Annotated in this window: 9 protein-coding genes; 5 read left to right on the top strand and 4 right to left on the bottom strand. The window is 68.5% G+C overall.

From position 1 onward, the window contains the following. Window positions 1–32: 32 nt before the first annotated feature. Together ABD648_RS08725 and ABD648_RS08720 are read right to left on the bottom strand one after the other, a co-directional pair. Complete coding sequence (locus ABD648_RS08725) at window positions 33–2,099, bottom strand: alpha-galactosidase (protein WP_282214573.1); 2,067 nt, start codon at window positions 2,097–2,099, stop codon at window positions 33–35. Window positions 2,100–2,310: 211 nt separating this feature from the next. After that, entirely contained in the window at window positions 2,311–3,465 is a 1,155-nt protein-coding gene (locus tag ABD648_RS08720; protein ID WP_282214572.1) for an ROK family transcriptional regulator, read from the bottom strand. 167 nt (window positions 3,466–3,632) lie between these two features. Between ABD648_RS08720 and ABD648_RS08715 the strand changes: the two genes are divergently transcribed. From ABD648_RS08715 to ABD648_RS08695, 5 genes are all read left to right on the top strand, one after another. Further along, entirely contained in the window at window positions 3,633–4,931 is a 1,299-nt protein-coding gene (locus ABD648_RS08715; protein ID WP_282214571.1) for an ABC transporter substrate-binding protein, read from the top strand. Between the two features lie 70 nt (window positions 4,932–5,001). Next, on the top strand, window positions 5,002–5,955 hold the full coding sequence (locus tag ABD648_RS08710; RefSeq protein WP_282214570.1) for a carbohydrate ABC transporter permease: 954 nt from the start codon (window positions 5,002–5,004) through the stop codon (window positions 5,953–5,955). After that, on the top strand, window positions 5,952–6,869 hold the full coding sequence (locus ABD648_RS08705; RefSeq protein ID WP_282214569.1) for a carbohydrate ABC transporter permease: 918 nt from the start codon (window positions 5,952–5,954) through the stop codon (window positions 6,867–6,869). Before ABD648_RS08710 ends, ABD648_RS08705 begins: the two co-directional genes overlap by 4 nt. After that, window positions 6,866–7,786, top strand: a complete 921-nt coding sequence (locus ABD648_RS08700) for an aldo/keto reductase (protein ID WP_282214568.1) — start codon at window positions 6,866–6,868, stop codon at window positions 7,784–7,786. Before ABD648_RS08705 ends, ABD648_RS08700 begins: the two co-directional genes overlap by 4 nt. Before the next feature lie 10 nt (window positions 7,787–7,796). Continuing rightward, window positions 7,797–9,821 (top strand): beta-galactosidase, encoded by a 2,025-nt coding sequence (locus tag ABD648_RS08695; RefSeq protein WP_282214567.1) that lies wholly within the window; start codon window positions 7,797–7,799, stop codon window positions 9,819–9,821. A 13-nt stretch (window positions 9,822–9,834) separates the two neighbouring features. On the opposite strand, the gene ABD648_RS08690 is transcribed toward ABD648_RS08695, so the two are convergent. Next, window positions 9,835–10,233, bottom strand: a complete 399-nt coding sequence (locus ABD648_RS08690) for a sigma-70 family RNA polymerase sigma factor family protein (protein WP_282214566.1) — start codon at window positions 10,231–10,233, stop codon at window positions 9,835–9,837. Further along, window positions 10,230–11,150, bottom strand: coding sequence for an RNA polymerase sigma-70 factor (locus ABD648_RS08685; RefSeq protein WP_282214565.1), 921 nt, complete (start codon window positions 11,148–11,150; stop codon window positions 10,230–10,232). The genes ABD648_RS08690 and ABD648_RS08685 overlap by 4 nt, the downstream gene beginning before the upstream one ends. Window positions 11,151–11,246 lie beyond the last annotated feature (96 nt).

Below are 11,246 nucleotides of genomic sequence, written 5' to 3'. Positions count from 1 at the left end.
ATCCGACGTGCTGATCGCCGCCGGCATCCGCGTCAGTCCTCCGCCGGCACCCGCTCCGCTTCGAGCACGAGAGCCTGACCCGGTCCCAGCAGGGGCAGACGGATGCCGCGCTGCGCGAGCGCCGCGCCGGTGAGCACCACGTGCCCGCGATCCATCCACGGCGGAGGCGTGGGTTCGATCGCCCGCGGCATCCGCAGTTCGGGGACCGGCCGCACGAGGTACTGCGCCTCCGGATCGAGGTCGGGGATGCGGAGAAGTCGCGGAAGCGCGCGATCGGAACTGGTCACCCGCGCGACCCTGATCACCGCACGACTCGCATCCGGCGAAGTGACCGACGTGACGCGCAGGCCCTCGTCGCCTCCCTCGGGATGCGCGAGGACACCGCTGTGCAGCAGGCCACGGAGCCGTCGGTAGGCGGCGATGCCGTCGCGCATCTGATCGAGCTCGTCGGGCGAGCACTCCGTGATGTCCCACTCGATCCCGAAGGAGCCGAAGAGCGCGACCGCGATGCGCAGGCCGAGGCCCGTCTCGCGACGTGTGGTGTGGGTGACCGGCGGCCCGACGTGCGAGCCGATCAGCTCGAGCGGCAGGAGCAGCTCCGTCCATCGCTGGATGTCGAGACGCTCGATGGGGTCGTTGGTGTCCGACGCCCAGACGCGATCGGTGTGCTCGAGCACACCGAGGTCGACGCGCGCTCCGCCCGACGCGCACGCCTCGATCTCCAGGCCCGGATGCGCGCGGCGCACGGCGTCGAGGAGCTCGTAGACCGCGAGCGTGTGGCGGTGCACCGCGGCTCGTCCGTCGTGGACCGCCTCGATGAGATCGCGGTTCTGGTCCCACTTGATGTAGTCCAGCTCGTACTCGCTCACGACGGAGGAGATCGAGTCCCGCAGATACGCGAAGACGGCCGGGTTGGCGACGTCCAGCACGTACTGGTTCCGCCACGTGCGCACGCCCGCGTCGGGGTCCTGCAGCAGCCAGTCGGGATGCTCGCGCGCGAGGTCGGAGTCGACGTTGACCATCTCGGGCTCGAACCAGAGCCCGAACTGCATCCCGAGGCTGCGCACCTCATCGGCGAGCGGGTGGAGCCCGTGCGGCCAGATCTCCGCGTCGACGCTCCAGTCGCCGAGGCCGGCCACGTCGCTGCGCCGCCCCCGGAACCATCCGTCGTCGAGGACGAAGCGCTCCACTCCGATGTCGGATGCCGTCTCGGCGAGGGTGCGGAGGCGATCGATGTCGTGGTGGAAGTACACCGCTTCCCAGGTGTTGAGGGTGACCGGACGTGTCGAGGGATGTCCGTCGCGGGTACGGAGCGACGAGTGTAACCGCGCACCGATCCCGTCGAGCCCGCGATCGCTCCAGACGAAGACGGCAGTCGGAGCACGGAACCGGTCTCCCGGAGCGAGGACGACCTCGCCCGCGCGCAGCAGCGGCCCGGCACCGAGGAGGGTCGGCGCCTCCGGGAGTGCGTCCTGACGGTAGACGGAGTCGGCGCTCCACGCGAGATGCGCCGCCCACACCTCGCCGGTCCGGTCGCCGAAGTCCGAGGTGCCGAGAGCCAGCAGCAGGGGGGAGTCGTGGCCGGTGCGGCCGCGGCGGGATTCGCGCACGCGGCTGCCCTCGAGAAGACGACTGCGCTGCGGGCTGCGCTCCCTGGTCCATCGGCCGGAGAAGTCGAGCGCGTCGGCGGCGAGGTCGCCGACCGGCATCGTCGTCTCGAGCGCGAGAAGCTCGAGATCATCGTCGCCGGTGTTGCGGATCTCGTGCGTCACGCGGAGGACTCCCGCGTCGTCGAGCCGCATCTCCGTGCGCAGCTCGAGACCCTCGGCCCGCGCGGTGACGAGCAGTTCCGTCTCGTCGCCGTCGATCGCGACCACGGTCCATCTCGGCAGGCAGATCCGTCCCGACCGGTGGGCCGCGAATCCGGGCCGCCCCTCCCACCCGTCGTGTTCGCTCGGGAGAAGAGTGATCGGCCACTCCGCGTCGAGCGCGCTCGGCGACACCTGCCGGCGCGAGGACAGCACGAGCTCCTCCCGGTCGGCGGCGCCGAGGGGTGCGCCCCAGTGCAGGATCTCCGGGAGACGATCGGGGGCGGACATCACGGACACCTCCACACCGCCTCCGCGGAGGGCGTGGTGCTGAGGTCGGGGCAGTTCCAGCCTCGTGTCATCCGATCGGAGGTCGGTCGCTGTCATGGGTGCTGCGCTTTCCTCGGAGAGTCCGTGCTTCGACGGCTCGGAGGCGAACGCCCCCGGCCGTCACAGCCTGGTGCGAATCCGCGCGTTTGTCAACAAGTGAAACTAACGCCCGCTAGAAGCGGAGGACGGTGCGGATGCCGAGGACAGCCGCCGCGCGCGCCCACTCGTTGAACTGGAACGGCTGGACGTCGAGCTCGAGGGGCTCGGATCCGGCGCTCAGGACCTCGTCGATCGCCGCGCGGATCTCGGGCTCGGCGATCTCCCACACCGGCAGGCCGTCGCCGGTGAGGATGATCTTCTGGGGGTCGATCCCGTTGGCCGCCGTCGCGATGAGCGTGCCCAGCGCGGTGCCCGCATCGCGGAACGCACGCAGCGCCGCGGGGTGCCCGCCGCGCGCCAGTTTGACGGCCTCGGTGTAGTCGGCGGCGGCACCGTTCAGCGACCGGACGATCGACTCGTTGGTGAGATAGACCGACGCGCAGCCGCGGTGGCCTTCCGGGCAGAACGGGCCGGCGTCGTCGATCCTCAGGTGATCGAGGCGCCCCGCCCTGCCGTGGTGGCCGGCGACGAGACGGTCGTCGATCACGAATCCGAAACCGATTCCCGCGCCCACCGTGATGAGCGCCAGCGACGAGCATCCCGCCCCTGCCCCGAACCAGTGCTCCGTGGCCGTGAGAGCGCGGACATCGTTCTCCGTCGCCATGGGAATCCCCAGTTCATCCGTGAGAATTCGGGCGAGCGGCACGTCTTTCCAGCCGAGGAATGGCGAGTCGACGACGAGCTTCCTGTCCTGGGTCAGGTCGCCGGCGACGCACACTCCGCCGGCGACGATGTCGTCGAACGCTCCGGACAGCTCGGTGTAGATCGCGACGATCCTCTTCACGACGTCGGCCACGTCGCGCGACGTCAGGGCCTCCTCGACGGTGGCGACCTCGTGAGCACCGAGATCGATGACGGCGGCGAAGATGGTGTCGCCGGTGAGCTTGACGCCGAAGAAGTGCCGGGCGGTCGGAGCGATGTCGAACAGCTCGCTCGGTCGCCCCGTCCACGCGCGCTGCTCCGTCGCCCCCTCGATGATGAGGCCGTGTTCGAGGAGGCTGCGCGTGACGCGCGTGAGGCTGGCTCGCGAGACCCCGAGGCGGCGAGCGATCTCCGCGCGGGGGAGTGGACCGTGGATCAGGACCTCGCGCAGCGTCTCGCGCTCTCCGTGGTTCAGTCTCGGCCACGCGGTGGTCGCGGCAGGAGGGGGTGCGGAGCTCTTCGTCATCGCAGTTCTCTCTTCGTTCATCCCCATCATGCCGTAACGAAGAATTCCGAAGTTAGTTTCACTTGTTGACAAACACGCCCCGCGGCGGCAATCTAGGTGAGCCGGCATTGTGACCGGTCCCGATGCCGGAGACAGTCCGGCGCACACAGCAATCAAAGGAGATGTTGATGCGCACTCATCGACCGCTTGCCGCCGCCGTGGCGGGTCTTGCCATCATCGGTGTCGCCGGACTGGCCGGCTGCTCAGGTTCCGACGCGAACAGCGACGGTCCCGTGCAGCTCGAGTACTGGGCGTGGGCCTCGAACTCGCAGGACGTCGTCGACCAGTGGAACAAGGAGAACCCGGACATCCAGGTCAAGTACACGGATGCCGGAGGCGGGACCGACTCCTCGGCCAAGCTGCTGACCGCCAACCGTGCGGGGAACGCGCCGGATGTCGCGCTCGTCGAGTACACGACCCTTCCCGCCATGATCGTCGCGGATGTTCCCGCCGACATCACCGAGTACGTGGGCGATGTCGAGGATGCGTTCACGGAGGGCACCTGGGCGCAGACCACCTTCGGCGGCGTCGTGTACGGCATCCCGCAGGACGTCGGGCCGATGGCGAACGTCTACCGCGCCGATCGGTTCGAGGAGCTCGGGGTGACTCCGCCCACGACGTGGGCGGAGTTCCGCACGGCCGCCGAGGCCGTGAAGGCTGCCGATCCCGCGACGGTGATCGCCGCACTCCCGCCTGCCGAGTTCGGATTCTGGGCCGGCGTCTCCACCCAGGCCGGTGGGCAGTGGTGGTCGAGCGAGGGCGACGAGTGGACCGTCGGCATCGCCGACGAGCCTTCGCTCGAGGTCGCCGACTTCTTCCAGGCGCTCGTCGAAGACGGCCTGGTCAGCACCGACCCGCTTCTGACGCCGGAGTACAACGCGGCGCTGAACAACGGGACGATGCTCTCCTGGCCCTCCGCCGTCTGGGCTCCCAGCGTGATCGAGAACGTCGCGGCCGACACGAGCGGCGGGTGGGCGATGGCTCCGCTCCCGCAGTGGACCGAGGGCGACGCGGCCGTGCCGTACCAGGGCGGATCCGCACTCGTGGTGACCACGAGCAGCGACCACCCCGAGGAGGCGGCGAAGTTCGCCAAGTGGCTGAACGCCTCGGAAGAGGGCAACGAGCTCATGATCAACACGCAGTCGCTCTACCCGGCGGCGATCGTCGGCCAGGAGATGACCGAGAGCAACGACCCGCCGGCCCTGATGCCGCAGCAGACCGACTTCTACGCCGTCGCGGCCGAGATCTCGGCCGACACGATCCCGGTCACCTGGGGTCCGAACGTGAACCTCGCACGAACGGTGTTCGCGGACGAGCTGCAGAAGGCCATCGACAACGGCACTCCCTGGCGTGACGCGTTCATCGCCACCCAGAAGGCCGTGATCGACGACATGGTCAAGAGCGGTTTCACCGTCACGAACGACTGACCGGAGAGGGGTGTCGACAGGGTCGGCACTCCTCCCGCCAGCCGACCGCAGACAGAAGCGAGGCAAGAAAGTGACCACCGCATCTCCGCGACGGGCCGCGAAACCGGCGGCATCGTCGAAGCCCAGAAGGGCGAAGTCGAACCGGCTCGCGCCGTACTTCTTCACGACGCCGGCGATCGTGCTGTACATCGTCTTCACGGTGATCCCCGTCGCCTACGCGATCTGGCTCAGCCTGCGCGCCTACCGGGTGACGGGAGGAGCGCTCGGGCGCAAGCAGGACGTCTTCGTCTGGTTTGAGAACTATCTCGCCGTGCTGCAGGACGAGACGTTCCTCGCCGGATTCGGAAGACTGCTGATCTACGGCGTCATCGCGATCCCGCTGACGCTCGGCCTCGCCCTGCTCTTCGCACTCCTGCTGGACGCGCCGGCGGTCCGCGCCAAGCGCTTCAGCCGGACGGCGATCTTCATCCCCTACGCGGTGCCCGGTGTCGTGGCGGCGCTGCTCTGGGGCTTCATGTACCTGCCGAGCACGAGTCCGTTCTCCTACTTGACCAAGGCTGCCGGGCTCGGATCGATCCCGTTCCTCGAGGAATCGGGCATCTTCGGGTCGCTGGCGAACATCGCCATCTGGGGCGGCGTCGGCTTCAACATGATCATCATCTACACCTCGCTGCGCGGCATCCCCGCCGACATCTACGAGTCGGCGCGCCTGGACGGCGCGAACGAGCTGCAGATCGCCTGGCGGATCAAGATCCCCCTGGTGGCTCCGGCCCTCGTGCTCACGGGCTTCTTCTCTCTCATCGGGACGATCCAGCTCTACAGCGAGCCGGCGACGCTGCGGCCGATGACCAGCACGATCTCCGCCGGCTGGGTGCCGCTCATGGCCATCTACCGAGATGCGTTCGGCACGGACAATCTGCCGCAGGCTGCGGCAGCATCCACACTTCTCGCGGTCGGCACGGTGCTGGTGTCGGCGCTCGTCCTCCGGCTCGTGAACCGCCGACGGAACGGAATGGAATCATGACCTCGACGATGACGCGATCGATCGTCCTCGGCGACGAGAAGAACCGGTCCGCACGCTCTCGGCGCGCGAGCGAGCGCAGCCGTCAGGGCGGCTGGGGCGTGCTCCCGACGATCGTCCTGATCGTCGGCGCCATCTACTGCCTGATCCCGGTGGCGTGGGTGTTCACCGCGGCGACCAAGTCCCGCAGCGAGCTCTTCACCACCTTCACCTTCGCGCCGGGAAGCGGTCTCTGGGAGAACCTGGTCGAGGTCTTCACCTATGAGGACGGCCAGTACCTGCTCTGGTGCCTGAACTCCCTGCTCTACTCCGGCGTGGCCTCGGTGCTCTCCGTCTTCGTCTCCGCGATGGCCGGATTCGCTCTGGCGAAGTACAGCTTCCGCGGGCGCAACGCGATCTTCTTCGGCTTCCTCGTCGGCATCCTCATCCCCGGCATCGTGCTGGCCGTGCCGCAGTACCTGCTGATGTCGACCGTGGGCCTCACCGGAACGCAGTGGTCGGTGCTGCTGCCGAGCATCGTCAGCCCGTTCGGCATCTACCTCTGTCGTGTCTACGCGATGTCGGCCGTTCCTCAGGAGACCCTCGAGGCGGCACGCATCGACGGCGCCGGTGAGTGGCGCATCTTCCGGATGATCGTGCTGCCCCTGATGGTGCCGGGCATGGTGACCGTGTTCCTGCTGCACTTCATCGGCACCTGGAACAACTTCCTGCTGCCGTACATCATGCTGTCCGATCAGGACCTCTACCCGCTCACCGTCGGCCTGTTCACGCTCCTGTCGAAGGGATCGGGAAGCCCGGCGCTCTACTCGGTGGCGATCACCGGGGCCGCGATCTCGATCATCCCGCTCGTGGCGCTCGTGCTGTCGTTGCAGCGATACTGGCGTCTGGACCTCGTCTCGGGAGGAATCAAGGGATGACAGCGCGCGTCCTGCCCCCGCTGTGCGTCGGGGCGAGCCCGCTCGGCGGTATGGCGCAGACGTACGGCTACGACGTCGACGAGAGCACGGCGATCCGCACCGTGCGACACCTTCTCGAGAGCCCCGTCCGGTCGATCGACACCTCCAACCAGTACTCGGGCGGAGAGAGCGAGCGGCGGATCGGGCGGGCGCTCGCCGACGCCGGCGGCGTTCCGGACGACTTCGTGATCGCCACGAAGGCCGACCCGCTCCCCGGTGACGGCGGGTTCTCCGGCGACCGCGTGCACCGGTCGTTCCAGGAGAGCACGGAGAGGCTGGGCGGTGCGCGTTTCGGCGTCTACTACCTGCACGACCCCGAGTGGTTCGACTTCGACACGATGGTCGGTCCGAACAGCGCGGTCGAGGCGATGGTCTCCCTGAAGCGGGATGGCCTCGTCGACGCGATCGGCGTCGCGGGCGGCGACCTCGACGAGATGCGTCGGTACGTCGATCTCGGCGTCTTCGACGTGCTGCTGAACCACAACCGCTACACGCTGCTGGATCGGTCGGCCGACTCGCTCATCGACCATGCGATCGAGAGCGGCGTCGCCTTCGTGAACGCCGCTCCGTATGCCAGCGGCATCCTGGCGCGACCGGCCGCCGCACGGCCCACGTACCAGTACCGGCCGCCGAGCCCGGAGATCGTCGCCACGACCGCACGGCTCCGCGAGGCGTGCGCGCGTCACGGCGTCCCGCTGCCGGCGGTCGCCCTCCAGTTCTCCACCCGCGATCCCCGCATCACCTCCACGGTCGTCGGGGTCTCCGCTCCTCAGCGCGTCGACGAGCTCGTCGAGAATGCGGGCATCGATGTGCCCGCCGCCCTCTGGCACGAGGTCGGCGACATCATCGGCGCCGACGCCTCCCACCTCCTCACCTGAAAGACGACAGATGCCGCACACGCAGTACGCACCAGGTCAGTTCCTCTTCGGAGGCGACTACAACCCCGAGCAGTGGTCGCGCGAGACGTGGGCCGAGGACATCGCGCTGATGCGCCGTGCGAAGGTGAACACGGTCACGATCGGGGTCTTCTCCTGGGCCATGCTCGAGCCGAGCGAGGGCGAGTACGACGCGGCCTGGCTCGACGACGTGATCGCCGGCCTCGGCGCCGCCGGCATCGGGTTCTTCCTCGCGACACCGACGGCCTCACCGCCGCCGTGGTTCACCGTCGCGCACCCCGATGCGCTGCCGATCCGCGCCGACGGCACTCCCGTGCTGCACGGTTCGCGCGACACCTACGCGATCAGCGCCCCGGCGTACCGGGAGGCCGCTCGTCGCATCGCTCGTTTCCTGGGGGAGCGCTACGGCACGCATCCGGGGCTGCGCGGCTGGCACATCCACAACGAGTACGGCACCGTCGACTACGGACCCCACGCCGCTCGGGCGTTCCGGGAGTGGCTGCGGGCGAAGTACGGCTCCATCGAGGCGCTCAACACGGCCTGGTACACGGCCTTCTGGTCGCAGCGCTACGGGGACTGGGATCAGATCCTCCCTCCGCTGCAGACGCAGTATCTGCACAACCCCGCCCAGCTCGTGGACTTCCGGCGCTTCAACTCCGACGAGATGCTCGCGGCCTACGGCGAGCAGCGGTCGGAGATCCGCGCCACCGGGTCGACGGCTCCGATGACGACCAACTTCATGCTGCCGACCTGGAACTTCCTCGACCAGTGGTCGTGGAGCGCCGAGCAGGAGGTCGTCTCGATCGACCACTACCTCGACACCGACGGTCCCGACGGTGAGACGCACGTCGCCTACGGCTCCGACCTCACTCGCTCGTGGGCGGGTGGGCCGTGGCTGCTGATGGAGCAGAACGCCACCGGCATCCGCGTGGGTGAGCAGACGCTCGTCAAACAGCCGGACCGCATGATCCGGAACTCCCTCGGCTACATCGCTCGCGGATCGCAGAGCTCGCTGTTCTTCCAGTGGCGGGCGTCCGCCGCCGGCTCAGAGCTCTGGCACGGCGCGCTCGTTCCGCACGCCGGTGCGGACTCCCAGGCTTTCGAGGCCGTCGTCGAACTCGGCGGCATCCTCGAGAAGATCGCCGAGGTGGCCGCCCCGCCTGCGGACGGTGTCGTCGTCGAATCCGACGTGGCCGTCGTGTGGGATGCCGAGGGCTGGTGGTCGCTCGAGACCCCGCACCTGCCGAACGACGCGATCACGTATTCGGACGAGGTGCGCGCCGCGCACCGGGCGCTCTGGCGCGGCGGTCACGCCGTCGACTTCGTCGCGCCCGGAGCGGACGTGTCGAGGTATCGGATGCTGGTGGTGCCCGCGCTCTACGCGATCACCGCGGCGACCGTGGACTGGCTCGAGGAGTACGTACGGGCCGGCGGTCATCTCGTCGTCACCTTCGCTACCGGCCTGGCCGACGAGAATCAGCGCATCGTCCCCGGCGGGTATCCGGGCATGCTCCGAGACCTTCTCGGCATCCGGGGCGAGCAGATCCTTCCGCGCGCGGACGGGGACACGGTGCCGCTCAGCAACGGGATGACGGGCGGCTCCTGGACCGAGCTGTTGCATGCCGAGACCGCCGAGGTCGTCACACGATACGAGTCGGGTCCTCTCGCGGGAGTGCCGGCCATCACCCGGCGCGAGCTCGGGGAGGGGAGCGCGACGTACGTGTCGACGAAGCTCGAGCAGGAATCGCTGGATGCCTTCCTCGCCGGTGTCGCATCGACGGCAGGGGTGGAGGCGGTGTTCCCCGATTCCCGCGCGTTCGGAGTGGAAGCGATCAGGCGGCGTGGAGCGGACGGGGACTACCTGTTCCTGCTGCACCACGGCGGGCGGCCGGTGCGTGTGGACGGTGAGGGGGTGGATCTGATCTCCGGTGCGGTCGACGGTGTCGTGCTGCAGCCGGGGGCGGTGGCGGTGATCCGGGAGGGCTCTGCGGCATGGTCGATCGCGGCGGTGTCGTGATCTGACGGTCTCGTCACCGATTCCAGTGGCGGAGCTTGTCGGGATTGCACACGACCCAGACGCTGGACAGGAGTCCCGATCGCTCCTCTGCGGTGACCGCTCCGACGACCTGTCCGCCGCGGATCAGGGTGAACCCGGGAACGCTGTTGATCGACGCCATCGCGACGGACGTGTCCGACGTCATCAGGCTGAGCAGCTGCGAGGTAGCCGCGGCCGGTCCCTCGGCGGGCTCGGCCGCGTGGGGAACGAACCCGCCGCTGTCGATGATCACCACGACGTCCGGGTGCAGCATCTCGCGGAGCACATCCTCATCGTTCGACGTCAGAGCGCTCGCGAGTTCGCTCATCGTGCCCTCGGCGGCGGCACCACGAAGCCTCCGGCGCCACCACGCCGGGTAGTGCTTGCGGGTCATGCGCTGACCGCGGTGACATGTCCGAGCTTCTGCGGGCTCATGACCCAGAGGAGCTGAAGGATGCCTTCGGTCGATGTCGTCACGGTCACGATGGTGGTCACCGCGTCGTCCTCGGTGAGGGTCGCGGCGGGCTGACCGTTGACGTGAACCCAGTCGATCGTCTTTCCTGTCCAGAAGTGGTGGGCGAACGCGGCGACGAACTGCGCGACGCGGCGGCGTCCGTTCACGGGAGTGCGCGCGGCGAGCTTCACCCCGTTGCCGTCGGTGTAGCTCACGACGTCGGACGCGAACAGGCGCTCCAGCTCCTGGGCGTCACCCTTCTGCGCCGCAGTGAGGAAGGCTTCCAGCAATCGGCGTTGCGCGTGCGGATCCACGGTCGCCACCTTCGTGGAAGACAGATGCGCTCGCGCCCTGCTGACGAGCTGTCGCGCGCTGACGACGCTGCTGGAGATCACCTCGGCGATGCGGGGATACGGGTAGTCGAACGCTTCGCGGAGGATGTACGCCGCCCGCTCGGTCGGGGTCAGCTTCTCGAGCGTCAAGAGGATCGCGAACTGCAGCGCCTCAGCCCGCTCGGCACCGAGAGCCGGGTCGTCGTCCGTGTTGACCGGCTCGGGCAGCCACGGCCCGATGTAGGTCTCGCGTCGCGTGTGCGAGGACTGCAGGACGTTGATCGAGAGCCTGGTGGCGATCGTCGTGAGAAACGCCACGGGCTCCTGAATCTGCGTGCGATCCGTGTTCTGCCACCGGATCCACGTCTCCTGGACGATGTCCTCCGCATCCGCGACGCTGCTCAGCATGCGATAGGCGATGCCGAACAGGCGTCGACGGTGGGTGTCGAAGATCCGCACGGCCTCTTCGAGGTCTCCGCTCCTGCCGAGATCGTCAGGGCTCGACATCACCTCATCGATTCGCATCTCGCCCGCTCCGTTCCGTTCCCGCGCACACCCCTACAGAAGCACAGACCGGTGGCGGCCACGATCTGTGACAGGTCGGGTGAGGAATCCGACGGG

This window comes from Microbacterium luteolum (assembly GCF_039533965.1).
GTDB classification, from domain to species: domain Bacteria; phylum Actinomycetota; class Actinomycetes; order Actinomycetales; family Microbacteriaceae; genus Microbacterium; species Microbacterium luteolum.
This window is presented reverse-complemented; position numbering and strand designations above follow the sequence as displayed.